25 protein-coding genes and 1 pseudogene are annotated in these 26,343 nt (G+C 72.1%); 15 read left to right on the top strand and 11 right to left on the bottom strand.

The window, feature by feature from the left end; all coding sequences use genetic code 11:
* Window positions 1–161: 161 nt before the first annotated feature.
* Complete coding sequence (locus ABZ893_RS14570; RefSeq protein WP_361402197.1) at window positions 162–1,409, top strand: sensor histidine kinase; 1,248 nt, start codon at window positions 162–164, stop codon at window positions 1,407–1,409.
* Window positions 1,406–2,071 (top strand): response regulator transcription factor, encoded by a 666-nt coding sequence (locus ABZ893_RS14565; RefSeq protein WP_361402194.1) that lies wholly within the window; start codon window positions 1,406–1,408, stop codon window positions 2,069–2,071. The genes ABZ893_RS14570 and ABZ893_RS14565 overlap by 4 nt, the downstream gene beginning before the upstream one ends.
* 83 nt (window positions 2,072–2,154) lie before the next feature.
* On the opposite strand, the gene ABZ893_RS14560 is transcribed toward ABZ893_RS14565, so the two are convergent.
* Window positions 2,155–3,639: an MFS transporter gene (locus ABZ893_RS14560; RefSeq protein WP_361402191.1), complete on the bottom strand. Its 1,485-nt coding sequence runs from the start codon at window positions 3,637–3,639 to the stop codon at window positions 2,155–2,157.
* An 87-nt stretch (window positions 3,640–3,726) separates the two neighbouring features.
* Between ABZ893_RS14560 and ABZ893_RS14555 the strand changes: the two genes are divergently transcribed.
* A complete protein-coding gene (locus ABZ893_RS14555) occupies window positions 3,727–4,131 on the top strand; it encodes a MarR family transcriptional regulator (RefSeq protein ID WP_361402188.1) in 405 nt (134 codons plus the stop codon).
* 52 nt (window positions 4,132–4,183) lie between these two features.
* Here ABZ893_RS14555 and ABZ893_RS14550 read toward each other — a convergent pair whose 3' ends face one another.
* From ABZ893_RS14550 to ABZ893_RS14540, 3 genes are all read right to left on the bottom strand, one after another.
* Window positions 4,184–4,921, bottom strand: coding sequence for a maleylpyruvate isomerase family mycothiol-dependent enzyme (locus tag ABZ893_RS14550; protein ID WP_361402185.1), 738 nt, complete (start codon window positions 4,919–4,921; stop codon window positions 4,184–4,186).
* A gap of 55 nt (window positions 4,922–4,976) precedes the next feature.
* Window positions 4,977–6,170, bottom strand: a complete 1,194-nt coding sequence (locus tag ABZ893_RS14545; protein ID WP_361402182.1) for an MFS transporter — start codon at window positions 6,168–6,170, stop codon at window positions 4,977–4,979.
* Window positions 6,171–6,321: 151 nt separating this feature from the next.
* Window positions 6,322–7,101 carry a DeoR/GlpR family DNA-binding transcription regulator gene (locus ABZ893_RS14540; protein WP_361402179.1) on the bottom strand — a complete coding sequence of 260 codons (780 nt, stop codon included), beginning with the start codon at window positions 7,099–7,101 and terminating at the stop codon, window positions 6,322–6,324.
* Between the two features lie 199 nt (window positions 7,102–7,300).
* Here ABZ893_RS14540 and ABZ893_RS14535 point away from each other — a divergent pair, with 199 nt between their 5' ends.
* From ABZ893_RS14535 to ABZ893_RS14520, 4 genes are all read left to right on the top strand, one after another.
* The gene (locus ABZ893_RS14535; protein WP_361402176.1) at window positions 7,301–8,191 is read left to right on the top strand and encodes an SIS domain-containing protein; all 891 of its coding nucleotides are present in this window, start codon (window positions 7,301–7,303) and stop codon (window positions 8,189–8,191) included.
* A 31-nt stretch (window positions 8,192–8,222) separates the two neighbouring features.
* Window positions 8,223–9,074 carry a class II fructose-bisphosphate aldolase gene (locus ABZ893_RS14530; RefSeq protein ID WP_361402173.1) on the top strand — a complete coding sequence of 284 codons (852 nt, stop codon included), beginning with the start codon at window positions 8,223–8,225 and terminating at the stop codon, window positions 9,072–9,074.
* Window positions 9,075–9,132: 58 nt separating this feature from the next.
* The gene (locus ABZ893_RS14525) at window positions 9,133–9,840 is read left to right on the top strand and encodes an alpha-ketoglutarate-dependent dioxygenase AlkB (RefSeq protein WP_361402170.1); all 708 of its coding nucleotides are present in this window, start codon (window positions 9,133–9,135) and stop codon (window positions 9,838–9,840) included.
* A 71-nt stretch (window positions 9,841–9,911) separates the two neighbouring features.
* Window positions 9,912–11,174, top strand: coding sequence for an ROK family protein (locus ABZ893_RS14520; protein WP_361402167.1), 1,263 nt, complete (start codon window positions 9,912–9,914; stop codon window positions 11,172–11,174).
* A 93-nt stretch (window positions 11,175–11,267) separates the two neighbouring features.
* Here ABZ893_RS14520 and ABZ893_RS14515 read toward each other — a convergent pair whose 3' ends face one another.
* From ABZ893_RS14515 to fdrA, 3 genes are read right to left on the bottom strand one after another with little or no spacing between them, the layout of a single operon-like run.
* The gene (locus tag ABZ893_RS14515) at window positions 11,268–12,116 is read right to left on the bottom strand and encodes a DUF2877 domain-containing protein (RefSeq protein ID WP_361402164.1); all 849 of its coding nucleotides are present in this window, start codon (window positions 12,114–12,116) and stop codon (window positions 11,268–11,270) included.
* Window positions 12,113–13,576 carry a DUF1116 domain-containing protein gene (locus tag ABZ893_RS14510; RefSeq protein WP_361402162.1) on the bottom strand — a complete coding sequence of 488 codons (1,464 nt, stop codon included), beginning with the start codon at window positions 13,574–13,576 and terminating at the stop codon, window positions 12,113–12,115. Before ABZ893_RS14510 ends, ABZ893_RS14515 begins: the two co-directional genes overlap by 4 nt.
* The gene (gene fdrA, locus ABZ893_RS14505; protein WP_361402159.1) at window positions 13,573–15,120 is read right to left on the bottom strand and encodes an acyl-CoA synthetase FdrA; all 1,548 of its coding nucleotides are present in this window, start codon (window positions 15,118–15,120) and stop codon (window positions 13,573–13,575) included. The genes ABZ893_RS14510 and fdrA overlap by 4 nt, the downstream gene beginning before the upstream one ends.
* A 142-nt stretch (window positions 15,121–15,262) precedes the next feature.
* Here fdrA and ABZ893_RS14500 point away from each other — a divergent pair, with 142 nt between their 5' ends.
* A complete protein-coding gene (locus tag ABZ893_RS14500) occupies window positions 15,263–16,621 on the top strand; it encodes a cytosine permease (RefSeq protein ID WP_361402156.1) in 1,359 nt (452 codons plus the stop codon).
* On the opposite strand, the gene ABZ893_RS14495 is transcribed toward ABZ893_RS14500, so the two are convergent.
* On the bottom strand, window positions 16,582–18,198 hold the full coding sequence (locus ABZ893_RS14495; protein ID WP_361402154.1) for a PucR family transcriptional regulator ligand-binding domain-containing protein: 1,617 nt from the start codon (window positions 18,196–18,198) through the stop codon (window positions 16,582–16,584). The genes ABZ893_RS14500 and ABZ893_RS14495 overlap by 40 nt on opposite strands.
* Window positions 18,199–18,367: 169 nt before the next feature.
* Between ABZ893_RS14495 and arcC the strand changes: the two genes are divergently transcribed.
* The 6 genes and pseudogenes from arcC to ABZ893_RS14465 all read left to right on the top strand — a co-directional run.
* Window positions 18,368–19,369, top strand: a complete 1,002-nt coding sequence (gene arcC / locus ABZ893_RS14490; protein WP_361402151.1) for a carbamate kinase — start codon at window positions 18,368–18,370, stop codon at window positions 19,367–19,369.
* A gap of 73 nt (window positions 19,370–19,442) precedes the next feature.
* Complete coding sequence (locus ABZ893_RS14485) at window positions 19,443–20,507, top strand: acetamidase/formamidase family protein (protein WP_361402148.1); 1,065 nt, start codon at window positions 19,443–19,445, stop codon at window positions 20,505–20,507.
* A 113-nt stretch (window positions 20,508–20,620) separates the two neighbouring features.
* Window positions 20,621–21,871 carry an amidohydrolase family protein gene (locus tag ABZ893_RS14480; protein ID WP_361402145.1) on the top strand — a complete coding sequence of 417 codons (1,251 nt, stop codon included), beginning with the start codon at window positions 20,621–20,623 and terminating at the stop codon, window positions 21,869–21,871.
* A gap of 102 nt (window positions 21,872–21,973) precedes the next feature.
* Window positions 21,974–22,564: a DUF1097 domain-containing protein gene (locus ABZ893_RS14475; RefSeq protein WP_361402142.1), complete on the top strand. Its 591-nt coding sequence runs from the start codon at window positions 21,974–21,976 to the stop codon at window positions 22,562–22,564.
* A 155-nt stretch (window positions 22,565–22,719) separates the two neighbouring features.
* Entirely contained in the window at window positions 22,720–23,001 is a 282-nt protein-coding gene (locus ABZ893_RS14470; protein WP_361402139.1) for an SHOCT domain-containing protein, read from the top strand.
* Between the two features lie 119 nt (window positions 23,002–23,120).
* Window positions 23,121–23,309: pseudogene (locus tag ABZ893_RS14465) on the top strand (FtsX-like permease family protein); the annotation flags it as partial.
* Window positions 23,310–23,341: 32 nt separating this feature from the next.
* Here ABZ893_RS14465 and ABZ893_RS14460 read toward each other — a convergent pair.
* Window positions 23,342–23,869 (bottom strand): ATP-binding protein, encoded by a 528-nt coding sequence (locus tag ABZ893_RS14460; protein WP_361402136.1) that lies wholly within the window; start codon window positions 23,867–23,869, stop codon window positions 23,342–23,344.
* A gap of 212 nt (window positions 23,870–24,081) precedes the next feature.
* On the bottom strand, window positions 24,082–24,426 hold the full coding sequence (locus ABZ893_RS14455; protein ID WP_361402134.1) for a hypothetical protein: 345 nt from the start codon (window positions 24,424–24,426) through the stop codon (window positions 24,082–24,084).
* Between the two features lie 246 nt (window positions 24,427–24,672).
* Between ABZ893_RS14455 and ABZ893_RS14450 the strand changes: the two genes are divergently transcribed.
* Entirely contained in the window at window positions 24,673–25,806 is a 1,134-nt protein-coding gene (locus ABZ893_RS14450; protein WP_361402131.1) for a PLP-dependent cysteine synthase family protein, read from the top strand.
* On the opposite strand, the gene ABZ893_RS14445 is transcribed toward ABZ893_RS14450, so the two are convergent.
* On the bottom strand, window positions 25,803–26,300 hold the full coding sequence (locus ABZ893_RS14445) for an SRPBCC family protein (RefSeq protein WP_361402128.1): 498 nt from the start codon (window positions 26,298–26,300) through the stop codon (window positions 25,803–25,805). The genes ABZ893_RS14450 and ABZ893_RS14445 overlap by 4 nt on opposite strands.
* Window positions 26,301–26,343 lie beyond the last annotated feature (43 nt).

Raw genomic sequence — 26,343 nt, 5'->3', positions numbered from 1 at the left:
CGCCGACCCCGCACACCGACCCCGCACACCGATCTCGCAGGCCCCACATCACCCCCCGCACACACACCCCGCGCCCCCACCCCCGTACTCCCCAAGGAGTACCCGTGATCACCACGCCCGGCTGACGCTCACAACCGCGTGAGCCGTCTAGCGTTGCCGTCATGGACGAGCAGCACGTACGCGGTCGCGGCGGACCGCCCCGGACGTGGGGCGGGCCGCCGCACCTCAGGCGCCACGGGCCGCCCTGGTGGGGTGACGAGGGGCACGGTCCGCGGTGGCCGTGGCGGTCCACGGTCCTGATCACCGTGTTCGTCCTCGTCGGGTCGACGTTCGCGGCGCACGGCCAGTCCGAGCGCGCCCAACTCGACGTGTTCGCACGCCTCCTGCTCATCGCGGGCGGCGTCCTCCTGCTGTGGCGCCAGCGCTATCCGGTCTTCGTCGCATTCGGTACGGCGGTGTGCGCGACGGTGTATCTCGGCGCGGGGTACGCGTACGGGCCGGTCTTCGTGACCGTCGCCGTGGGCTGTTACGCCGCGATCGTCTCGGGGCACCGGAGGGCCGCGTGGGCGGCGGTCGGCACGTTCTGGGTGGGGCACGTCCTCGTGGCGCACTGGCTGTACGCGTATCTGCCGCCCGCCGGTGACCGGGCCGCGTCCTGGGGGCAGGAAGGCGTCATCGCGGCGTGGGTCCTGGCGATCGTTGCCTTCTCCGAGCTGGTCCGGGTACGCCGCGAGCAGTGGGCCAAGGAGCGCGCCGAGCGCAAGAAGGCCGCGGGCCGCCGCGCCGACGAGGAGCGCCTGCGCATCGCGCGGGAACTCCACGACGTACTGGCGCACTCCATCTCCGTCATCAACGTCCAGGCGGGCGTGGGCCTCGCCCTCCTCGACTCCGACCCCGAACAGGCCCGCACCGCCCTCACCACCATCAAGGCCGCGAGCAAGGAAGCGCTCGGGGAGGTCCGCCAGGTCCTCGACACGCTCCGCACCCCGGGCGACGCCCCGCGCGCCCCGGCGCCCGGCCTCGACCGGCTCCCCGAACTCGTCGACCAGGCCGCGACCGCCGGCCTCACGGTCGACACCACCACGAAGGGCACCCGCGTCGCCCTGCCGCCCGGCGCCGACCTCGCCGCGTTCCGCATCGTCCAGGAGGCACTCACCAACGTCGTACGGCATTCGGAGTCGCGTCACGCGCGCGTAGAGGTGCGGTACGGCCCCGGAGTGCTGTCCCTGCGGATCGACGACGACGGCCCGGCGAGTCGCGAGGCGGCCGGCGGGAGCGGGAACGGGCTTGCCGGAATGCGGGAGCGGGCCGCCGCCCTCGGTGGCACGATCGAGGCGGGGCCGCGCCCGGACGGCGGCTTCCGGGTGCTCGCCGAACTGCCGCTCACGCCGACGGAGGAGAACCGTTGATCCGCGTACTGCTCGCCGACGACCAGTCGCTCGTCCGCGCCGGATTCCGGGCACTGCTCGACGCGCAGGGCGACATCGAGGTCGCGGGCGAGGCCTCCGACGGCGACGAGGCGGTGCGCCTCGTCCGTGAACTGCGGCCCGATGTCGTCCTGATGGACATCCGGATGCCGGTCCTCGACGGACTCGCCGCGACCCGCCGCATCAGCGAGGACACCGCCCTCGAAGAGGTGAAGGTCGTCATGCTGACCACCTTCGAGCTGGACGAGTACGTCTTCGAGGCGATCCGCGCCGGAGCCTCCGGGTTCCTCGTCAAGGACACCGAACCGGAGGAATTGCTGCGCGCGGTACGGGCGGTGGTGCACGGCGACGCGCTGCTGTCGCCGGGGGTGACGCGCCGCCTCATCGCCGAGTTCGCGGCGCGCTCCAAGGAACCCGCGGCGGCCGAGTCGCTCGGGCAGCTCACCGAGCGGGAGCGTGAGGTGATGGCGCTCGTCGGCATCGGCCTGTCGAACGAGGAGATCGCGCGCCGCCTCGTCGTGAGCCCCCTCACCGCGAAGACCCATGTGAGCCGCACGATGGTGAAACTCGGGGCACGCGACCGGGCCCAACTGGTCGTCCTCGCCTACGAGTCGGGCCTGGTGCGGCCGGGCTGGCTCGGCTGACAGGCCTACGTAAATCTGCGCCCGGCGGGCAGGGGACTGCCGGCCGGGCGCACCCACGTGGGCTCGCTCGAAAAGTCTGTGCGTCAGTCGTGGACGGCGACGCGTACGGGCTCCGTCTCCTCGTGGACCGACTTCGCGATCACGACCGTGGCCTCCGGACGCCGCGTCCGCAGCCCGGTCAGCGTGATCAGCAGACCCGCGAGCGCGATCGCCGTGACGACGACGAGCCCGGGCCGGAAACTGTCGAGGACGGCCTGCGGCGACGAGCCCTCACCGGCGTTCGCGGTGACGACGGCCGTCACGACGGCGAGGAAGATGGCGCCGCCGACCTGCACGGACGTGTTGAGAAGCCCCGAGACCATGCCCTGTTCGTCGTCGTGGACGCCGTTCGTGGCCTGGATGTTGAGCGAGGGGAACACCAGGGCGCAGGCGGCGCCGATGAGGAGCATCGTCGGCAGGATGACGGACGCGTAGACCGGGTCGAGGTTGATGCGCAGGAACAGCGCGTAGCCGATCACCATGAAGGTGAAGCCGACCGCGATGAGGCGCGGCGTGCCGAACCGGTCCACGATGTCGCCGACCTTCGTGGAGCTGAGGGCCACGAGGGCGCCGGCCGGCAGGAACGCGAGCGCGGTGTGCAGCGCGGACCAGCCGAGCAGGGACTGCATGTAGAGGGTGACCAGGAACTGGAAGCCCACGTACGAGCCGAAGAACGCCATGGCGCCGAGCTGGGCCCTGATCTGCGGGCCGGAGCGCAGTACGCCGAGTCGGATCAGCGGGCCCGGGGAGCGGCGTTCGATGGTGACGAAGACCGCGAGCAGGACGGCGACGGCCGCGAAGGACAGCAGCGTACGGGCCGATGCCCAGCCCGCCTCCGGTGCCTGCACGACGGTGAAGACGAGGAGCAGCATCGACGCGGTGCCGGTGACGGCGCCGGGGATGTCGTAGCCGCGGTGGTTCTTCTCGCGTTCGCTGTGCGGGATCAGCTTGATGCCGATGAGCAGCGCGATGACGGCGATCGGCGCGGGCAGCAGCATGGTCAGGCGCCAGCTGGCCTCGGTGAGGAGGCCGGACAGGACGAGGCCCATGGAGAAACCGGTGGCGGCGCAGGTCGTGTAGATGGACAGCGCGCGGTTGCGGACCGGCCCCTCGGCGAACGTCGTCGTGATGATCGACAGGCCTGCGGGTGCGGTGAACGCGGCGCTGAGGCCCTTGATGAAGCGGCTCGCGATGAGCAGCGGCCCGGAGTCGACGAGTCCGCCGAGCAGGGACGCGAGGGCGAAGACGCCGAGGGCGATCAGGAACACCCGGCGCCGGCCGAGCAGGTCGGCCGCGCGTCCGCCGAGGAGCAGCAGGCCGCCGTAGCCCAGGATGTAGCCGCTGACGATCCATTGGAGGGTCGCGGTCGACAGGTGGAGTTCGGTGCCGATGGACGGCAGGGCGACGCCGACCATCGAGACGTCGAGCGCGTCGAGGAACATCGCGGCGCAGAGCACGAGCAGGGTGCCCCACAGACGCGGGGACCAACGTTCCTGAGAAGCGGGGGAGTTGGCGAGCGGAGAGGTCATGCGGAGCAGACTACATGCATACGCATTGACTGCAAGTGCATTTAATTCCAGTGCAACAATGCCTGTCTTTTCTGCTACGGTGCGGTTATGACGGCGAAAAAGGCTGATCCCGGCCTCGTGGATCAGTGGCGGGGCATCCTCGCGGTACACGCGCGCACCATGTGCGAACTCGATCGCGCGCTGCACCAGCACGGCCTGGGCGCCAGCGACTTCGAGGTCCTCGACGTCCTCGCCGAGGGCGCGGCGGAGGACGGCACCTGCTCGTACCGCGTGCAGGAGATCGCCTCGCAGGTCCATCTCAGCCAGAGCGCCCTGTCGCGCCTCATCGGCCGCCTGGAGAAGGACGGCCTCCTGGAGCGTGGGATGTGCCCCGAGGACCGTCGGGGTGTACGCGTCACGCTGACGCCGAAGGGGCGCGACCTGCACGCGGAGGTGCGTCCGTTGCAGCGGGCGGTGCTGAGCCGGATGCTGGCGGGCGACGCGGAGGGGTGACGCGTCGAGGCTACGTGGGGTGGCGTCATGTCCGCCTGGCCCCGCGTGCGCCTCATGTCCAATTGATTGCCGACCGCTCCCGCCACAGCGCCGCCAGCGTCGCGTCCCCGGTGATGCGCGGGAACGGCAGCCGGTTCCACAGCGACAGATAGAGCCGCGCCGCCGGACCTGACAGTTCGCAGTCGGCCTCGCCCGCGCCCTCCCGCTCCGCGACCGGCACCCCCTGCGAGATCCGCACGGTCCATGTCCGGCCGGCGTCGGTGGCCCGTACGCGCAGCAGCCGCGGAACGTCCGACCGCACCTTGCTCCTCGCCCGCGCGTGGAAACCGAGCAGCAACTCCTCGATCCCGTCGACCGCCAGCTCTATGGGAATCACGCCGGGCGTCCCCGCCAGAGCGAACTCGGCGTCCACCCGGTGGACGGTCGTCTCATGCGCCTGCCTGCGCGCCCAGAACGCGAGCGGCGACGGCGCGGGCAGGAACGTCCAGCACCGCACGTCGGGCCGGGCATCGGTCAGTGTCCGCACCAGCCGCTCGTGCCCCTCGCGGAACCACGCGACGAGCTCCGCCCCGTCCAACTCCGCGAGCCCCTCGCCCGGGTGGTACGCCATGCGCTCCTCGGCGACGAACGCGGTCGCCCAGCGATGCACCATGCTCACGTGTCGCAGCAGGTCACGTACGTCCCAGCCCGGGCAGGTCGGCACCTTGGCGGCTGTGCCCGCCGACTCGGCGGCGCGGGCGAGGAGCCGGCCCTCTTCGGCGAGCGTCTCGATGTGTTCCGAGGTCTCCATGACGGGAGTCTGCCCGACAGGGTGTGCCCGGGACGCGGTCTTGAGGGGGGCGTGATTACGTGACGGCGGAGCGCCGGGTGGCGAATCCGATCAGCGAGGCGGCGCCCGCCAGTACGGCCACGCTGGTCAGTGCGACGGGGAGCGAGAACCAGTCCGCCATGAAGCCGATCATCGGCGGGCCGAGCAGCATTCCGCCGTAGCCGAGTGTGGACGCGGCGGCTACGCCGGTGGGGCCGGCGAGGGCCCCGGCGCGTTCGACAGCTACGGGGAAGATGTTGGCGAGACCGAGCCCCGTCACGGCGAAGCCGAGAAGCGCCGCCCACGCCGTGGGGGCCAGCGAACCGAGGAGCATCCCGGCCGCGCCGGTGGCCCCGCCGAACACCAACGTACGGGTGCGGCCCAGGCGTTCGAGCAACGTCGTCCCGCTGAGCCGGCCGACGGTCATGGCCAGGGCGAAGCAGGAGTAACCGGCGGCCGCGATGCCAGGGTGCGCGTCCAGGTCCTCCTGTAGGTGCAGCGCACCCCAGTCGGCGAGCGCCCCTTCTCCGTACGCGGTGCACAGGGCGATGAGCCCGAAGACGAGGACGAGTCCGCGTGCTCGCCCCGCCGGTGACTTGGGCGCGGTCCGCGGCTCGGCGGCCGTCGGGGCCTCGTGCCGGAGCAGGGTGGGGCCCGCGGCCGCCGTCACGGCCAGGCCGACGACGGTGAGGGCGAGCAGATGCCAGGCGGGGGAGAGGTGCCCCGCGACCAGGCCGCCGAGCCCGGCGCCGAGCATTCCGCCGAGGCTGAACGCGGCATGGAAACTCGGCATGACGGGCCTGCGCAGGGCGGCGACCAGGTCGACGGCGGCACTGTTCATCGCCACGTTGATCCCGCCGTAAGCGGCGCCGAACACGAGCAGGACGAGGCCGAGAGTGAGTGCCGAGTGGGTGAGCGGGGGCAGCGCGACGCTCAGCGACAGCAGCACACCGCACACCACGGTCGCCGGATGGCTGCCGAACCGGCGGCACAGACGCCCCGTGAGCATCATCGTGACCACGGCCCCCGCCGAGACCCCGAGCAGTGCGAGCCCGAGCGTGCTGGCGGACGCGCCGGTCCGCTCCTTCACGGCGGGAATGCGCACGACCCACCCCGCGAACACGAACCCGTCGAGGGCGAAGAAGACGGTGAGAGCGATACGGAGACGGCTCAGACGCGGGGTTGTGGGGCCGGTGTCCTTGACGGTCCCTAGTTTGTTCAGTGTCGGCACAAAATCAGCGTAGGGGGTGGTCCGTGTATTGGGCAAGCGAGTGCGGGCAGGGGTGACGGGCGCGACATCCGCCGGACATGCCTGTGGCCCCGTCCGGGCGGACAGGGCCACAGGTGGGACACGGGCAGGGTCACAGGCGGGACATGGGTGCTCAGACCGCGACGACCTTGACCCCCGCCTCCTCGAAGCGGGTCACTGTGTCCGGGTCCACCGCGTTGTCGGTGACCAGGGTGCCGATGCGGTCCGTCGCGCAGATCCGGGCGAAGGCGCGCTGGCCCAGTTTGGTGGAGTCCGCCGCGACGATGACGCGCTCGGCGCGCTCGCACAGAAGGCGGTTGATGGCTGCCTCCGCCTCGTCGTGCGCGGTCGCGCCGTGGGTGACGTCGAAGCCGACGAGGCCGAGCACGGCCGTGTCCATGGTGATCTGGCTCAGCACGCCGTCCGCCAGCGGTCCGATGAGCTCGTACGACTGCGGCCGGGCGACGCCGCCCGTGACCACGATCTTGAACTGGGGGCGCACCGCCAGCTCGTTGGCGATGTTCAGCGCGTTCGTGACGATCGTGAGGGCGGGGGAGCCGGACGCGAGGTCCGCGCGGACCGCGAGCGCGCGCGCCACCTCCGTCGTCGTCGTGCCGCCGGTGAGGCCGACCGCCTCACCCACGGTGATGAGTCCGGCGACAGCCTTGGCGATACGCTCCTTCTCGGAGGCGTTGCGTGCGGTCTTGTAGCGCAGGGGAAGCTCGTAGGAGACGCCGTGGACGACGGCGCCACCCCTGGTGCGTACGAGCATCTGCTGCTCGGCGAGCTGGTCGAAGTCGCGCCGGATCGTGGCCGCCGATACTCCAAGGTCGGCCGCCGCCTCCTCGACATCCAGGCGGCCCCGCTCCACGAGCAGCTCCAGCAGGGATTTCCAGCGGGCGTCGCGGGACATCCGCGGCCTCCAATCGTCGATCTCCCGTGACCCTAGCGCACCGTCAGATGCTTGGATATGCTCGAAACCTAGAGATATCTTGCAGGAACGAGCATAAGCTCGGGGGGACCGTTCGAGCGCGCCGTATTGCGGTGGATTGCGCCGGGCATTTCGACGAAATCGATCGGTCCACGGACACCAGACAGGGAGTGGGCACGGCATGAGCCATGTCGAGAACGAGCTGAACAGCCAGCCGGAGTGCTGGACGCGCGCCGCCGGACAGGCCCCCGACGAGGCGGCCAAGCTGCCCGCACCCGGGGAGCGCGTCGCGATCGTCGGCTGCGGCACCTCCTGGTTCATGGCGCAGGCCTTCGCCGCGCTGCGCGAGCAGTCCGGCCAGGGCGAGACCGACGCGTTCGCGGCCTCCGAGTTCCCGGCCGACCGCCCGTACGACCGCCTCATCGCGCTGTCCCGCTCCGGCACCACGACCGAGGTCGTCGAGCTGCTCGCCGCTGTCAAGGGCCGCGTCCGGACGACAGCCGTCATCGGCGACCCGAACACGCCGATCGTCGACGTCGCCGACGACGTGATCGTCCTCGACTTCGCCGACGAGAAGTCCGTCGTCCAGACCCGCTTCGCGACCACCGCCCTCACCCTCCTGCGCGCCCACCTCGGCCTGCACACCGAGCAGGCGGTCGCCGACGCGCGTACCGCGCTGGAGACGCCGCTGCCCCAAGGCCTCGTGGAATGCGGCCAGTTCACGTTCCTCGGACGCGGCTGGACCGTCGGCCTGGCGAACGAGGCCGCCCTCAAGATGCGCGAGGCGTCCCTGTCCTGGACCGAGGCGTACCCCGCGATGGAGTACCGCCACGGCCCCATCAGCGTCACCGCCGAGGGCACCGCCACCTGGATGCTCGGCGAGGCGCCCAAGGGGCTCGCCGAGCAGGTGGCCGGCACCGGCGCGCTCTGGATCGAGGGCGGCCTCGACCCGCTCGCCGAGCTCGTGCGCGCGCAGCGCCTCGCCGTCGCCGTCGCGGCCGCCCGCGGACTCGACCCCGACCAGCCCCGCCACCTCACCCGCTCGGTGATCCTCGACCCCAGCGCCTCCTGATCCTTCCGAGAGCCATTCGAAAGGAGGGGCTGTGCCCCTCGCAGCAACCGGCGCGCTCGTCGCCGAGGCCACCGCGGCACGTACCGCGGTGGCCGCGTTCAACGTGATCACCATGGAACACATCGAGGCCGTCGTCGCGGGCGCCGAGGCGGCGGACGCGCCGGTGATCCTCCAGATCAGCGAGAACGCGGTGCGTTACCGCTACGGGCGGCTGCTGCCCCTCGCGCGCGCCGCGGCCGCGACCGCCGAGGCGGCCCGGGTACCCGTCGCGCTCCACCTGGACCACGTCCAGAGCGACGAACTGCTCCGCCAGGCCGCCGACGCCGGGTTCAGCTCGGTCATGTACGACGCGGCCCGGCTGCCCTACGAGGAGAACCTCGCGGCCACCCGCGCCGCCGCCGAGTGGGGCCACACCAACGGGCTGTGGGTCGAGGCGGAGCTCGGCGAGGTCGGTGGCAAGGACGGCGCGAAGCCGCTCGACGCCCACGCGCCGGGGGCCCGCACCGACCCCGGCGAGGCCAGGGCCTACGTGAACGACTCGGGCGTCGACGCCCTCGCCGTCGCGATCGGCTCCTCGCACGCCATGACCACCCGCACCGCCGTCCTCGACCACGAACTGCTCCGGCAGCTCGCGGAAGGCGTCGGCGTACCGCTGGTCCTGCACGGTTCCTCCGGCGTCGGTGACGACGAACTGACGCAGGCCGTCCGGGGCGGCATCGCCAAGGTCAACGTCGGCACCGCGCTGAACATCGCGATGACGGCGGCCATCCGGGACTTCCTCGCCGCGCACCCCGACGCCGTCGACTCCCGCAAGTACCTCAGCGTGGGCCGCGAGGCGATGGTCAGCACGGTGACGGAACTGGTCGGAGTGATGCGCCGCTGACCTGTCAGGCCACCTGGTCCCCGGGACGCCCACACCGTGTACCGGGGACAATGGCCTCATGGCAGGCAGGCCCGAACCGCACGCGCCCCCGCTCTTCCCGCTGACCCGGGAGCGCAGGGAGATCACGCCCGGCGCGGTGCACGTGCCCGGCTGGCTCGACGCCGACGCCCAGCGCGCCCTCGTCGACGCCTGCCGCGCCTGGGCCGCCGGTCCCGTCCCGATGCGCCACACCCGCCTGCCCGGCGGCGGTGTCATGTCCGTACAGACCGTGTGCGTCGGATGGCACTGGAAGCCGTACCGCTACACACGCACCGCCTCCGACGTGAACGGTGAGCAGGTGGCTCCCTTCCCCGGCTGGCTGCGGGAGTTGGGGAGGCGGGCGCTCGCCGACGCCTACGCGGACGGGACGGCAGGCGACACCTACGAGCCCGACACGGCGCTCATCAACTTCTACGACGACGCCGCCACCATGGGAATGCACCAGGACAAGGACGAGCTGTCCCCAGACCCAGTCGTCTCGCTCAGCGTCGGCGACACCTGCGTCTTCCGCCTCGGCAACACCGAGAACCGCGGCAGACCGTACGAGGACGTGGAGCTGGTCTCCGGGGACCTGCTGGTGTTCGGCGGGCCGGCACGGCTCGCGTTCCACGGCGTGCCGAAGGTGTACCCCGGCACCGGCGACCCGGCCACCGGTCTCGCGCGGGGCCGGCTGAACCTCACGATGCGCGTCACCGGACTCGCCGGGCCACCGCCGCCTCCCAGGTGAGTTCCCGCCCGGGAGGACCGAACCGATCACCGGTTACGATGCGACACGGTGATCAGGGCGAGGAGTAGCTGATGCGTGGCAACGCGGCCTCGGGGGCCGGAGGACAGACGGCGGGCGAGGCGGCCGGATCCGCGCGTCCGCCCCGCCTCGAACGCGGACGCGGCGCGCTCGGACCCGCGCTCGAACTCGTCCACACCGGCCGCGCGCCCACCCGTGCCGTCCTCACCGCCGAACTCGGCGTGACCCGCGCCACCGCCGGTGCCGTCGCCGCCGAGCTCGAAGCGCTCGGGCTGATCAGGATCGACGCCAAGCCGAGCGCCGCAGCGGGCTCGCAGGGGCGGCCCTCGCACCGGCTCTCCGTCGCCGAGGAAGGGCCCGTCGCGCTCGCCGCGCAGGTCCACGCCGACGGGTACCGCGCGGCGCTCGTCGGCCTCGGCGGCCGGATCGTCGCGACCACGTCGGGCCGCGACATCATCGACCCGGACCCGGCGCGGGTGCTCGGAGTGGTCGTGGAGGCCGGCGCCCGGCTGCTGCGCGAGACCGGGCGCGACTGCGTCGGCGCCGGCCTCGCCGTACCCTCCGCCGTCGCCGAACCCGAGGGCACCGCCCTCAACCCCCTGCACCTGGCCTGGCCCGCGGGCTCGCCCGTCCGCGAGATCTTCGCCGAGCGGGTACGGGAGGCGGGCATCGACCGGCCCGCGTTCGCCGCGAACGACGTGAACCTCGCCGCCCTCGCCGAGCACCGGCACGGCGCGGGGCGCGGCGCGCGCGACCTGCTGTGCGTCGCCACCGGCCACCGCGGTGTCGGTGGCGCGCTCGTGCTCGACGGGCGCCTGCACACAGGCAGTTCGGGCCTCGCCCTTGAGGTCGGGCACATCACGGTGAACCCCGAGGGGCGCCCCTGCTACTGCGGCAGCCGGGGCTGTCTGGACGTCGAGACGGACCCGCTGGCCCTGCTCGACGCGGCGGGCCGCGAACCCGGCCCTGACTTCTCCCTGCTCAAGCAGGCCCGCGAACTCCTCGCCGACAACCTCGACGACCCGAAGGTACGGATGGCCGCCGAGGCCCTCATCGACCGACTCGGGCTCGGGCTCGCGGGCCTGGTGAACATCCTCAACCCCGACCGCATCATCCTCGGCGGCCTGCACCGGTCGCTCCTCGACGCCGACCCGGACCGCCTGCGGGCCGTCGTCGCGGACCGCAGCCTGTGGGGCCGCAGCGGAGGGGTTCCCATCCTGGCGTGCACGCTGGACCACAACAGCCTGGTCGGGGCGGCGGAGTTGGCGTGGCAGCCGGTGCTTGACGATCCGCTTTCGGCGGCGGCTGCGGGTTGAGGGGGCTACGGGCTACGGCTAAGGGGTGGGCTACGGCTTGAGGGGCGGGCGCCAGCGGCTGGCGCACGGGACCCTTTTAGACGAGGCCCCGCGTCAGCGCACAGCCCCATAAGCCCGCGCCCGCCCCCCCACCGCCAGCACCCCCCGAGCCAGATCCCCTCCCGAGTGATGCCCCACCGCCAGCAGCCCCCGCGCGGCGTCGTCCAGCGAACCCTCCCCGCACAGCGCACGCAGGAACTCCCGCGCCTGCGCCACGCATTCACCCCGCACCGCGTGCCGCAGCAGCGCCGCCGAGAGCAGCGGAGTACGCCGGGCGGCGTCCGCGACGGCGTCGGAGAGCGCGCCGAGGGGTCCACCCCACACGCGGCTCGCCAACAGCGCCCCGCACAGAACGTCGTCCCCCGACGGCGTGAGACCGGGACCCAGCCCGACCAGCGCGTGAGCGGCCGGCCCGACGCGCTCCCTGCCCTCCGCGAGAGCGGCACGCAGGTCGGCGAGACCCGTCACCAGCGCCGGAGGCACCGGCTGAGCCCAAGAGTCGAGCAACGCGCCCGCCCGCTCGACGAGTTCGGGGTCCGGCGGGGAGGAGGCGCCCTGGACACGGGGCGGTGTCCAGGACGCCCCCGGCTCGACGCCGAGCGACCCGACGACGATGCGGCCCACCCCGAATCCGGCGCGGCGGGCCCCGGCCGACCCTCCCGCCGAAGTCAGCACGTCCAGCGGCTGCTCCACCGAGGAGAACGGCACCACGCACGCGTTCGGCAGGCGGATCGCGTCGCGCGTCACGACGGCGAGCGCCGGCAACTCCGCGTCCCCGGTGGCGAGATGGACCGCGTACCGCGTGACGGCGACCACGCGGGCCCGCCGGAACGGGCCCCGCACGAGGGGAGCGACCACCGCACTGACCGAACCCCCGTGCACGCGCGCGGTCGCGTGCGTCACCCCTCCTGCTCCGGCGGCTCCTCGAAGGCCCGCAGCGCGTCCGTGAAGCAGCGCATCGGGGCGTGGGTGAGGCCCGCGCCGATCTGGCCGATGCCCGGCTCGCGGTGGGCGATGCCCGTGGTGACGACCGGTTCGAGGCCCGTGTCGACGACCTTGCGGATGTCGAGACCGACGGGGCTTCCGACGAAGTCGAGGCCCGGGAGCCGGTAGTCGCGGTGCCGGCCGACCGTGAGCGTCGCCATGTCCTGGCTGACCTGGCGGGCCCCTTCGGGCGTGCCGCCCACGAAGCCGACGATCGCGGGGGCGGCGGCGAGCGCGAAGCCGCCGAGCCCGTGCATCTCCGTGATGGCGCTGTCACCGATGTCGGGGTTGGCGTCCTCAGGCCCGTACCCGGCGAAGTACAAGCCGTCGACGGGCGCGGCGTCCGCCGTGAACCAGGCGTCGTCGAGGCCGCTGACGCGGATGCCGACCTTGACGCCGTTGCGGGCGAACGTCGTCACGACGGTGGAGTGGGGCACCCCGTGTCCGGCCATGAGCGCCAACTTGCTTGCCGCCATGGAGAAGTTGAGGAACCAGTAGTTGTTGTCGCGCAGGAAGTCGAGCGCCTCGATGCCGCCGATGTCCGCGTGGCGGGCGAGGGCCGCCGAGAGTTCGCGGGTGAGCAGGGCGCTCGCCGCGGTGTTGCGGCTGTGGCACTCGTCGCCCATCTGGAGGGCCTGCGCGGTGACCGAGCGCAGGTTCACCGGCTCGGTCAGTGAGCCGAGCGCCGCCCGGAGCGCCGGGCCGAGCCGCTCGCCCATCCAGCGGAGCCGTGTCATGACGTCGTCGCCGAGTGCCCCGTAGCGCAGGCAGCGGCCCTGGCCCTCGTTGAGGTTGGAGTAGGACCGCAGGCCCGTGGCCTCGTCCTCGACGACGAGCAGCGGCATGGTCTCGGAGATGATGCCCGCCATCGGGCCGACCGCGTCGTAGTGATGGCAGGGCGCGAAGCGGATCGCTCCCGAGCCCGCGAGGGTCTCCGCTTCCTCCGGGGTGGCCGCCCAGCCTTCAAGGAGGGCCGCGCCGACGACGGCGGCCCGCATCGGGCCGCACATGTCCTCCCACGCGATGGGCGGACCGGCGTGCAACAGCAGCCGTTCCTCGGCCAGTTCGGGGATCAGCTCACCGGCCGGGCGGACGTCCGTCCACATGGGGACGACGCCCAGGATCCGTTCGAGCGCCGTCGCGTTGGCCGCCTCGACGGCCGGGTGCGCCACGAGCCGGGCGAGCTTCGCGCCGAGTTCCGTGTCGCCGGACGCCGGCGGGCGCCATTCCAGGGAGGTCACCGTCGCTCCGGCGGCCCGTGGCGGTCCGGCGAAGGCGTCGACACCGACGTTCACGACGTGCGGCACGGCGGTCAGGAGGCCCTGCGCGGGAGCGGCCTCCGCGGGGACGCGCTGTGCGGGGACGGCCTGCGTGGTCATGCGGTGTCTCCGATCCGGGAGGCGGCGGGGGTGAGCACCAGGTCGCCGTCGTCGGACAGCAGACCGGCGCACACCCGCGCGGCGGTCGTGCTGCTGTCGACGACATGGGCGCCCGCGTCGCGCAGGATCCGCTGCGTCGCGGTGAGGCCCTGCGGGTCGGCGTCGGTGCCCACGACGAACGCGATCACGGGCGGAGCGTCGGCGGGAGCCTCCGCGAGCGCGCCCGCGAGAGCCGCCGCAGGGTCCTGCGCGGCACCGTGCCCGATGACCACGTCGAGGACGACAGCGGCCGTCGTCGGATCGGCGAGCGCCGCCTTCAGATACGCGGTGCGCACCGTCGGGTCGATCATCGGGTGCGGCCGGCCCTCGGTGAACTCGTCGTCGCCGAGGTCGAGCACGAGGTGACTCTCGGGCAGAGCCGGGAGGGAGCCCGGAACGGGTGGGGGAGCGGTGCGCGTGATGTCACCGAGTACGGGCGTCAGCAGGCAGACGGCCTCGTGGGCGAACGTGCCGCCCGCGTACAGGGCGCGCAGCAGCCGGCGCGGCGCGGCCGGGGCGGACACCTTCGGCAGCTCCTCGTCGGGGACGGCCGCCCCGGTGGCGAGGGACGCGGCGACCCGCGCGGCCTCCGACAGAGTGGGCGTGAGCGTGACGCCGGCCGGCGTCGGCGCGGACTCGTCCGTGCCGAGGAAGCAGGCCACGACGGGCTTGCCCAGCGTCCCGGCGTGCCGCAGCAACTGCTCGGCCACCTGCGGGGCGGGCGGCTTGGACACCAGGACGATCACCTCCGTCGCCGGGTCCGCGGCCAGGGCGTCGAGCCCCGCCCGCATCGTGAGCCCGCCCACGTCCACGCTCACGTCACGGCTTCCCGTACCGATCAGATGGCTGACGCCCGCGCCCATGGAGTGCAGCAGGCTCGACACCTGCTGAAGTCCCGTGCCGGACGCGCCCACCATGCCGACGGAGCCGGGGCGTATCTCGTTGGCGAAGCCCAGCGGGACACCGCTGATGACGGCCGTTCCGCAGTCCGGCCCCATCACGAGGAGCCCGCGGCGCGCGGCCTCCTGCTTCAGGGCCACCTCCTGCTCGACCGGCACGTGGTCGCTGAAGATGAAGGCGTGCATCCCGAGGCGCAGCGCCTTGAGGGCTTCGGCGGCCGCGTACTGGCCGGGGGTGGAGATCAGGGCGAGACTCGCGCCGGGTGGCGCGCCCGCGAGGGAGCGCACGGCGGGCCCCGCGGCCGCGCCGGAGTCGCCCGCGGCGCCCGGTCCCTCGCCGGCGGTCAGCGCCTCCACCACCTGGGCGAGGGCGGCGTCCACCGCGTCGGGGGCGCCGCGGACGGCGACGAGCAGGTCGTTGGGTCCGGCCGACCGGCCCTCGTCGGTCAGCAGCTCCGACCGGGCCAGGACGTCCTGGTTGGCTGGGGTGCCCATGACGAGGCTCGCCGTTTCGACGCCCGGCGGCTCGGCCAGGCGTGCGGCGACCCTCATGAGGGCGACGGAGTCGGCGTACAGGTCCTTGTGCACGGCGTTTCGCAGCACCATGACCGCGACTGTAGGCACCCGCCGGGGGCGCGGAGCATGGCTCGGTGTGCCGAACCCGTCACGGATTTACCGGCACATGCTGACAATGACGCGAGGCGGCGCCGGAACGGAGCATGTGGCTTCGCTCGCGAGGAGGAATCCCATGCCACGCACCTCACGTGCCGTCGCGGCGACGGAGGACTACGCGGCCTCCCGGCTTCCGGAGTCCGAACGCCGCTCGACCCTGTCCATCACGCTGGTGCGGATGGGCTTCACCGTGTCCGCCACCGACCTGCTCTACGGAATGTCGCTCGGCCTGTTCTTCCCCTTCTGGACCGGCGTCCTGATCTCCCTGGGCTCGTCCCTGGTGGTCTGCGCGATCTCGGTCCTGTGCGGCCTGATGGGACAGCGGGAGCGGGTGACGACCGCGACCGGGCTGCGGCTCACGTTCGGCAGGGACGGCAGCAGGCTGCCCTCGCTGGTCATCGCGGTGCTCTCCGCCGGATTCGTCGGCTACAGCACCGGCATCACCGCGGGGGTGCTTCCGGGCGGTGAGACGCCGGTGATCGGACTCGTGTACTGCCTGGGCCTCAGCGTCGTGTACACGGCCCTGTCCGTCGTGGGCTTCAACAAGGGCCTGACCTGGGTGGGCCGGATCAGCGTGCCGCTCATGCTGGTGACCGTCGTCATCGCCGTCGTCGCCACCGTGCGGCACGCGGGCGGTCTGGCCGAGATCGTGGGCAACGACCCCGCGCGGGCGGGCGAGATGAGCGCGCTGACGATGTTCGCGCTCGGTGTCAGCAAGTGGATGACCGGCGCGACGGTCACGCCCGACATCACGCGCTTCGGCCGCAGCCGCTCCACGGTCTACACGACGACCGTCGCGGAGTTCGTCGTCGGCAACTTCGGCTTCAACCTGCTCGGCATCCTCATCGGCCTCGGCGTCGGCCTCGGGAACATGGGCGACGCGTTCGCCGCCGTCGGCGTGGCCGGACTCGCCGCCGTAGCCGTCTTCGTCCAGGGCTTCCCGCACGAGGTGAACAACATGTACGCGGCCAGCCTCGCCGGCCGCACCGCCCTGAACCTGCCCCGCCTCGTCGTCAACGTGCTCGCGGGCGCGATGGGTGCCGCCCTCGCCTACTACGGCCTGCGCGAAGGCATTCTGAGCGCCTTCCTCGAATACCTGGGCTACCTCGGGTACGCGATCCCGCTGATCCCCGGCATCCTCATCGTCGACTACTTCGTGCTGCGCAGGGGCCGCTACGACGTCGACCTCGACCGCGTCCCACGCGTCAACGTCCGAGCCGTCGTCGCCTACTTCGGCGGGCTCGCGATCAACGTCTACATGGGCGTCGTGCTCGACGACGAGCTGTGGCACGCCCTGCCGGTGTCCGGAATGGTGCTGTATCTGCTCCTGTCGATCGGGGAGCTGCGCCGCCGCGGGAGCGCGGTGGCGACCGGCACGGCCGATGCAGTGCCCGGTCAGCGCCGGTCGCGGGCCCAGAGCAACCGGAGTGCGTAGACCGCCAGTTCGGTCTGGAGCCGGGCCGTCGGCCTGCGCTCCAGACCGCCGGTGAGCCGGTCGATCTGCCGCAGCCGGTAGCGCAGGGTGTTGTAGTGGATGTGCAGCCGGGACGCGGTGGTCACGCCGTTGCGGTCCTGGAGCAGATACACGCTCAGCGTCTCGACGAGGTTGCCCTCGTGCTCCGCGTCGTGCGCGAGCAGCGGCCCGAGCGCGTCCTCGACGAGCGCCTCCAGCTCCGCCGCGGGGAGCTGCCCGAGGAGCCGGTACACGCCCAGGTCCGCGTAGCTGCGGACGAAGTCGGGGCCGTGCAGTTCCCGGCCGAGCGTCAGGGTCTCCGACGCCTCCTCGTAACTGTGGTGGTAGTCGGTGAAGTCCTCCCGGACGGTCCCGGCGGCGACGGCCACGTCCCAGTCGGGATGGGCGGCGGTGACCGCCGCGTGCAGGGTCTGACATCGGCCGGTGAGCGACGTCCCGGGTTCCATCAGCAGGACGAGGCCGCTCTGGCTCCCCCAGATGATCGCGTCCGGCCCCGCGGCCGACCGTACGAGGGGCAGGAGTCTCTCCTCCAGGGCGAGTTCGGTGTCGGCTGGCCCGCCCGCGCCCGTCGAGGCGACCTCTACGAGGACGACCGCGCGCGCCAGGCGCAGGTTCCAGCCCATGGCGGCGGCCCGGCGCGCGGTCTCGGCACGGTCGCGCGGCGGGCGCGACACCAGCTCCATCAGGAGCAGGGTGCGGTACCGCTGCTGACGGCTCGCCAGGGCGCGCTCCTGGGCGGCGATGGTGGCCGCGACGGTCGTGGCGTGCTCCAGCGCCATCCGCTGGTGGTTCTCCAGCTCGGGGAGGGACGGCTGCGCCGGGTCGCCGAGACCCGGTCCGGGTTCGCTGTCACTGCTCCACAACGCCACGGAACCGCTCGCTCCGGTGCCCGTCTCGATGGCGCGCTCGGCGGCGGGCGCCACGTCCGAGGGCGGCGAGCCCGCGGAGGCGAGGATCCAGCCCTGTTCGTCGCGCACCGCCGCCGCACAACCGGACAGCTCCAGGAGGACGTTCATCAGCTCCTGATAGGAACCCCCGTCCAGAGCCACCGCCGTCAGCCGCTCGTGGATGGAGCGTGACCGCTCCAGCTCCAGGGCCTGCCGGTTCAGCACGGTGCCGAGCACCTCGGACAGGATGTCGTTGAACATGACCGCGCCCGGCAACTCCACGATCGGGAATCCCAGTTCGTCAGCCACCGCCAGCATCACGGGTGGCAGCGCCGGCAGATAGGGCCCCACCTTCACGGCCAGCGCCGCGAGCCCGCGCTCCGCGAGTACGGGGATCAGCGCGCTCAGCGCCTCCGCGTCGTCACGGACGGCGTACGCGGTGGTCAGGAGCAGTTCACCGCCCCGCATCCAGCGCACGATGTCCGGGACTTCCATGATGTTGACGACGTGGATGCGGCGCCCACGGCCCTTCGCCCCGGCGACCAGACGCGCGCCGCGAAGGCAGGGCAGAGCCAGCGCCTCACTCACCGTCAGACCGGGGGAGAGGTCGAAGGGGACACTCCGGGCCGAACCGATACCGATGCCTGTCATGCACAGTCACTATGCGACAGCTCGGAGTCACCCGTAATACCCTGGGCGTAACTTCTCTGTTTCCTGTGGCGCACGCGGCGCCACTTGTCAGCGGGTGTCAACCGGGAGCCGTCCATCCTGGCGTCCGGTGCCCATGACCGGTTCTCGACGGCGCTTCTACGGTGACCGCATGACTCCCCGAACCGTGAGCGGGACAGCGGTGGTCGCCATCGGCGGCAACGCACTGCTGCCGGACGGAACGAGCCCCACCGTCGAAGTGCAGGTGGCGGCCGCCCGGAGCCTGGCCACTCCCGTCGTGGCGCTCGCCGACGCGGGATGGCGGGTCGTGGTCACCCATGGCAACGGCCCGCAGGTCGGCATCATCAAACGCCGGGCCGACCTCGCGCAGGCCCTCGACCCCGAACTGCCCACCCTCGACCTGGACATGTGCGTGGCCGATTCGCAGGGCGGCCTCGGGCACATTCTGGCCAACGCGATCGCGGGCCGGCTCCGGTCCCTCGGCCGGGACCCGGACCGGGTCGCCGCGCTGATCACCCACACCGTGGTCGACGCCGAGGACGAGGCGTTCGGCCGGCCCACGAAACCCATCGGCGCCTTCTACCCCGAGGACAAGGCCCGGGAGCTGGCGGCCGCCCACGGCTGGACCGTCGCCGAGGACGCCGGCCGGGGCTGGCGCCGCGTCGTCCCGTCGCCCCGCCCGAAGCGGGTCCTGGAGACGGACGCCGTACGGGCGCTGTCCTCGGCCGGACACACCGTCATCGCGGGCGGGGGCGGCGGCATCCCGGTCGTGGACCACGGCTCCGACGGCTGCCGGGGCGTCGAAGCCGTCGTCGACAAGGACCTGACCTCGGCGCTCCTCGCGGCCGAACTCGACGCGAAGCTGCTCGTCATCACCACCGGCGTGGACCGCGTGGCCGTCGACTACGGCCGTCCCACCCAGCGCTTCCTCGACCGCATCGAACCCGCCGACGCCGAACGGCTGCTGGCCGAGGGCCAGTTCCCGGCGGGCAGCATGGGCCCCAAGATCCGGGCCGCCCTCGACTTCCTGGCCGGCGGCCCCGACCGCCAGGTGCTGATCACCTCACCGCCCCGCCTCGCGGAAGCACTGGCCGGCGACGGCGGCACCTGGCTCGGCCGCACCCCGATCCTGACCACCTCCGTACCGACCTGAGCACCGATCTCAGAACCCAAGCGCTGGACCCACCGCAGAACCCTCAACGGCACCGTCACGGCAGGAGGCCGCAGTGATACTCGAAGCGGGACAGGGACCTATCGACGGCAAGCACTATGTGCGGGCCACTCCGGAGTCCGTCGGCTGGGGGCGGCTGCCCTGCCGCGGCACCGACCCGGCGTTCACCATCGACTCCGGAGACAGCGTCACCTTCGACACCGTTTCGCACGAGGGCATCCTGGAGGACCAGGGCCGCGACCCGGCGGCCTTCTTCGGCGGATACGGCGTCGCCTCGACCGACGTCCTCACCGACGCCCGCCTGCTGGCGAAGACCCCGCCGCCCCGCGACCCCGAGGAGGACGGCCCGCACGTCATCACCGCGCCCGTCCATATCAGGGGCGCCGAACCCGGCGACCTCCTCAAGGTCGAGGTGCTGTCCCTGCACCTGCGCGCCGACTACGGCGTCATCTCCAGCCGGCACGGGCGCGGCGCCCTACCCGACCAGTTCGCCTGCACAGGGCCGGAGTTCACGTTCTGCGAGGTCGAGCGCCAGGGCGGCCGGGACATCGGTGTGATCCGCTACGGAGAGGACCGGTCCGCCCGGTTCCCGCTGCGGCCTTTCATGGGCATCATGGGCGTCGCCACCGACACGGACGACCGGCAGCACACCGTGCCGCCGGGACGCCACGGCGGCAACCTCGACATCAAGGAACTCGGCACGGGCTCCACGCTGTACCTGCCCGTCCAGACGGAAGGGGCGGGCTTCTACACCGGCGACCCGCACTACGCGCAAGGCAACGGCGAAGTCGCCCTCACCGCCCTGGAGGCGCCGCTGCGCGGCACGTTCAAGCTCAGTCTCCTCAAGGGCCAGAAGGCCCGCGCGGCCTCCGAGACGCTCCAGCACCCGTTCGGCGAGACCGACCAGCACTGGATCCCCGTGGGCCTGCACGAGGACCTGAACGAGGCGATGCGCTCCGCCGTCCGGGCCGCCGTCCGCTTCCTCACCGACCGCTTCGGCATGGACAGCGTCGCCGCCTACGCCTACCTCAGCGCTGCCGCCGACTTCGAGATCTCGCAGGTCGTCGACCAGGTCCAGGGCGTCCACTGCCTCATCCGCAAGGCAGACTTCCCCGGCTGATGACCCCACCCGGGACCGGTCCCACAAGGCCGGTCCCGGCCACCCTCACCCCCCGCACCCGCTCTGCCGCACCACATCCCAGCCCCGGCACACCCACGCAACGGGAGCACGGCATGACACAACTGATACTGCGTCAAGCGCGCGTCGAGGACAGCCGGTCGGTCTGCGACGTGGTCATCGACGGCGGCCGGGTGCGGGCCGTCGGGGACGCCTCGGGCCAGGACGCCGACGAGGTGATCGACTGTGCGGGCCGGGTCGTCCTGCCCGGCTTCGTCGAACCGCACCTGCACCTCGACAAGGCCCTCCTGGACGGCGTGAAGCACAACCCGGACGGGACGCTCGCCGGGGCCATCGCCGTGACCGGCGAACTCAAGAGCGCGTTCACGCACGCCGATGTCGAGGCACGGGCGCGTCGCGTCCTGGAGTCGGCGGTCCGCAACGGCACGACCGTGATCCGCGCCCACCCTGACGTCGACCCGATCGCCGGCCTCATGGGCGTCGAGGTGCTGCTCAAGCTGCGCGCCGAGTACCGCCACGTCGTGGACCTCCAGATCGTCGCCTTCCCGCAGGAGGGCGTGCTCAAGTCGCCGGGGACCGAGAAGCTGCTGGTCGCTGCCCTGGTGGCGGGCGCGGACGTGATCGGCGGCTGCACATACAACGAGGCCACCCTCGAGGACTGCCGCCGCCATGTCGAACTCGTCCTCGACCTCGCCGCGGAGCACGGCGTACCGGCCGACCTGCACGCCGACTTCGCCGACGACGACTCCGATCCGCGGTACGCGCTGGCCGAGTTCATCGCCGTGGAGACCGCGCGACGGGGGCTGGGCGGACGGGTGGCGCTCGGTCACATGACCTCGCTCGGCGGCCGGGTGCCCGCGGACCGCGCGCGGGCGATGGCGGCCCTCGCCGACGCGGGCGTCGCGGTCGTCCCGCTCCCGGCGACGGACCTCCACCTCAGCGGCCGCAAGGACACCCACGCGATCCGGCGAGGAGTCGCCCCGGTGCGCGAACTCTGGGACCACGGCGTGCTCGCGGCCATCTCCTCCAACAACGTCCGCAACGCCTTCACGCCCTTCGGACGCGCCGACCCGCTGGACACGGCGCTCCTCCTCGCGCAGACCGGCCATCTGTCCGGGCCCGCCGACCTCCACCGCGTGCTGCGCATGGTCACGCACGACGCGGCCCGCGTCGTCGGCCTCGACGGCGACTACGGCGTACGCCCCGGAGCCCGCGCCGACCTCGTCGTCCTCGACACCCAGGTCTACGACGACATCGTCCTCGACCGGCCCGAACGCGCCCACGTCATCAAGGCGGGAAAGGTGGTGGCACGCACGACCAGGACCAGCGAACTCCTGATCCACTGAGCATCACCCGGATTTCCAGTCCCCCCACATGCCCCCACATGCCCCCACATGCCTCCGCACGGCACCGCGCTCTGCCACCCGACTCCAGCAGAGGAAAAACCCATGCGCGAACGCCTCAACCACGAAATCGTCGCCTCCATACTCGCCGGCACCACGGCGTTCATCGGAGGCACCGCGCTCCATCTCCCGCCCTGGGCCATCTTCATCTCCTGGGCGGCCGTCTTCGCGCTCGGCGGGCCGAGCTGGACGAACGCCGGCAGGCTGTGGCGCACGATGCCCGCCGGCTCCACCTTCGCCCTGATCATCGTGTTCATCGACCAGCACGTGGGCACGGCGTTCGGCGACAGCCAGATCGCCCAGAACGCGGTCCTCGCCCTGATCATCATCGTCATCAACACGCTCCTGATGTACACGGGCAGGCTCAAGGCGTTCTCGCTGATCCCCGGCATGTTCTTCGGCTTCGCCAGCTACTTCGCCACGCTCTTCGGCGGCTTCGGCTTCAAGCCGGGCAACATCTGGGCGGCCTGGGTCTGCGTCGTCGCGATGAACGCGCTCGGGCCGCTCTTCGCCTATCTGTCCAACCGGCTCATGTACCCGATCTTCTCGCCGGTGCCGACGGCGGTCGTGGCGTCCGCCGGCCCCGTCCACCACGACGGCCGCACCACCCAGGCCGGAACCGCCCAGGCCGAGTAGGCCGGGCGGCGCCTGGAGCAGACCGGACGCAGCGCGCGTACTCCCGTGGGGGTACGCGCGCTGCCGCTTGCCGTACGACGACTTCGACCCCCTGCCGGGGCGAGTCTCGAGTCATCGAGAAAACGTAGGACACCACGTCCGAGGAGATGACTCTCATGCAGACTCTGGCGAACTGGGACGGCGGGCCCGGCCCGTGGATCCTCTTCTTCCCCCTGATCTGGGCGGCCGTCGTCATCGGCGTCGTCACCCTGCTGCGCCGCACCGTGTGGCGCGGGCGCGGCCGGCGCGGCCCCTGGCGGCCCGCCGTCGACGAGTCCTCGCCCATCGCCGTCCTCGGCCGCCGCTTCGCCGCGGGCGAGATCGACGAGGACGAGTACTGGCGCCGGCTCTCCGTCCTGAACGAGGAGTTCGGCCGTACCAGGGGCGGTGCGGCCTGACCACCGCCACCGCACCCGGACCGCGGCCCGTGTCGTCGACGCCGCGAAGGCCTACGGCACCGGCGACACCGCGGTCCGTGCCCTGGACGGCGTGAGCGTCGGCTTCGAGGCCGGGCGGTTCACCCGCGATCGTCGTCGGCCAACGCACCCGCGAGAACGCGCTGCTGCGTGCCCTCGGTACCTCCCGCCACCAGGTCACCGCGGCCACGCTCGTCGAGGCGAGCGTCGTGGCCGTCCTCGCGTCGGCCGTCGGTCTCGCCGAAGACATCAGCATCGCGGCCGGACTCCAGGCGCTGCTCCCTGCGATTGAGTGACCTACCTAGTGGTGGTCACCGCCCGGTCAGCCGGCAACGGCCGACCGGGCGGGAGCATGTCGGGCCGTCTCGCGGTCCACGGGCGCATCCAGTTCGAGGAACTCGGGGAACGGGTCCTCGACCCGGTACTCGGGACACGGCGGCAGAGCGGTCGCCGGCGACGGCACGGCGAGCGTGAACCAGACGACCTTGCCGCGCTCGCCCCGCTCCCGCACGCCCCAGCTCTCGCTGACGGCGGCGACCAGGGCCAGGCCCCGGCCGCAGGTCGCGAGCGGGTCGGCGTCGCACTCCTGCGGCAGATGCGGATCGTGGTCGTGCACCGACACCGTGAGCCGGTCGAGGTGCAGCTCGATCTCGACGGTGCACATCTTGTCGGGCCCGGCGTGCCGGTGGACGTTGGTGAGCAACTCGGTCACGCCGAGGACGGCCGGGTCTATCAGCGGAGCCAGATGCCAGTAACGCAACTGCGCCGCGATGATGCGGCGGATCTGGCTGATCCGGGACGGCATGGCCTGGAGCTCGACCGTGCAGTGCCTGCTGGGGTTGGTGATCACGGCTGCGACTCCCCGAATTGAAGGTCCGGAAGAAGGCGGAGTACCGATCCAGCAGAGGGCCGTGTGACGCGCGTCGGGGCCCGCCTGCTGCGTGTCCGGCGGGCTGGTTCGCAGCGTTATCGCCGGTAAACCCTGAGTAGTGATGTGTGACCAGAGTGACTCAGGGGTCGGGCGCTCGCAACTCGCGGACGAGGCCGTGTCGTACGCGCCGCTTACGACAGACGGCCGCGCGCCCTGCGCACCGCCTCGACGAAACGCCGGGTCGTGGAGGGCCCGTTCGAGCCGCCGAGACGCGGGAGCGCCGTCGCAGCGTCGTGGTCGGCGCCGTATTTCAGCAGGTAGCGCCTGCCGCCGACATCGGCGAGCGCACGGTCGCCGGGCGCGAACCAGGCCTTGCCGGCCCGCACGTCCTTCAGCGGCGCGCTGTCGATCTCGCTGCCATAACTCGTGAGCAGCTCGAGACGGCCACCTTTGATACGGACCTCACCCGCCCGGGTGAGTGAGCGAAGGAGGCGCCCGATGCGCACACCCGTCGCCGTGAACTCCGGCTCCGCCATTGTCGCTGCGCCCCCTCTCGTCCGGAGCTCCGACCGGCCCCGTTGTGCAGTCTGCCCCCATGCGGGCGCCCGTACCAGTGTGACGGGGGACAGGCCTTCCTTTGACTTGCTCAAAGGCATGTTTATGCAGGTGAGAAGCGTGCGGAAGGTGTTTATGATCGGGGCGTCCAACGGGTCGTGAACGCTTGCGGCCGGGTCGGGGCCGGCGTCGGACCGGCGCGCCGAACGACGCGAAGGAGCCATACGGTGAGCACCCCTCAGCAGAACCCGTCAGCCACGCTGGACACGCTCGACGTGGACCACACCGACACCGCGTACCGGAGCTGGCTGAAGGAGGCCGTGCGCAAGGTCCAGGCCGACGCCAACCGGTCCGCCGACACCCACCTCCTGCGCTTCCCGCTCCCCGAGGCATGGGGCATCGACCTGTACCTGAAGGACGAGTCGACCCACATCACCGGCAGCCTCAAGCACCGGCTCGCCCGCTCCCTCTTCCTCTACGGCCTGTGCAACGGCTGGATCCGCCCCGGCCGCCCCGTCATCGAGGCGTCCAGCGGCTCGACCGCCGTCTCCGAGGCGTACTTCGCGAAGCTCATCGGGGTGCCCTTCATCGCCGTGATGCCCCGCACCACCAGCACCGAGAAGATCCGCCTCATCGAATTCCACGGCGGCCGCTGCCACTTCGTCGACGACTCCCGCACGATGTACGACGAGTCGGCGCGCCTCGCCGTCGAGACCGGCGGCCACTACATGGACCAGTTCACGTACGCGGAGCGCGCCACGGACTGGCGCGGCAACAACAACATCGCCGAGTCGATCCACCGGCAGCTGCGCCTGGAGCGCTACCCCGAGCCCGCCTGGATCGTCGCGACCGCCGGCACCGGAGGCACCTCCGCGACCATCGCCCGGTACGTCCACTACATGCAGCACGACACCCGCATCTGCGTCGCCGACCCCGAGAACTCCTGTTTCTTCGAGGGCTGGACGACCGGCAACCCGGACGTCACGACCGACTGCGGCTCCCGTATCGAGGGCATCGGCAGGCCGCGTATGGAGCCGAGCTTCGTACCCGGCGCGATCGACCGCATGATGAAGGTGCCGGACGCGGCGAGCGTCGCCGCCGTGCGCGCCCTGGAGGGAGCCATCGGCCGCAAGGCGGGCGGCTCCACCGGCACGGGCCTGTGGAGCGCGCTGAAGATCGTCTCCGAGATGGTCGCCGAGGGCCGCACCGGCAGCGTCGTCACCCTGCTCTGCGACCCGGGGGACCGCTACCTCGACAAGTACTACTCCGACCGGTGGCTCGCCGAACAGGGCCTGGACATCGCCCCGTACACCCGGGCCATCGAGACCCTGCTCACGACGGGCAAGTGGCCGAGCTCCTAACCCGCCTTCGGATCACGGGACTTGGCCGCGATCCGGCGGTCGAGCGCGGACACCGCGCTGCGGAAGGAGTGGCCGACGCCCGCGCGGCCGATCCGCAGAGCCACCCGGAACGGAGCGGCGCCGTCGGCCGCCATCGTCCACTGCACATGCGTCCCGCCGCCGCCGGACGGCGTGAGCCGCCACTCCTCGACCAGGGCTCGCACGCCGGGTGCGTTCGTCTCGTCCACCCGGTACGCGTACCGCTCGTCGGGCTCGGCGGCGAGGATCGTCTCGCTCATGCGCGTGCCGCCCATGAGGTGCACCTCGCGCCCCGCGCCGTCGTTCGTCGGACGAGCCTGCGTGACCGCGGAGAACCACTCGGGCCAGCCCGCCACGTCCTCGGCGAGCGCCTGGTACACGGCATGCGGCGGGGCGGCCACCTCACGGGCGAAGACCAGGCGCAGCGGCGCGGTCTCGGTGAAGTCGAGCCCCACGGGCGTCAGTCGGCGTGCCATGGACGTTCAGCCCCCAAGAGGAATTCGGACGGTGGTTCGGTCA

It is taken from the genome of Streptomyces sp. NPDC046821 (assembly GCF_040645335.1).
Classification (GTDB): Bacteria; Actinomycetota; Actinomycetes; order Streptomycetales; family Streptomycetaceae; genus Streptomyces.
Note: the sequence above shows the minus strand (reverse complement) of the source record. Positions and strands in the feature narration are given on the sequence as shown.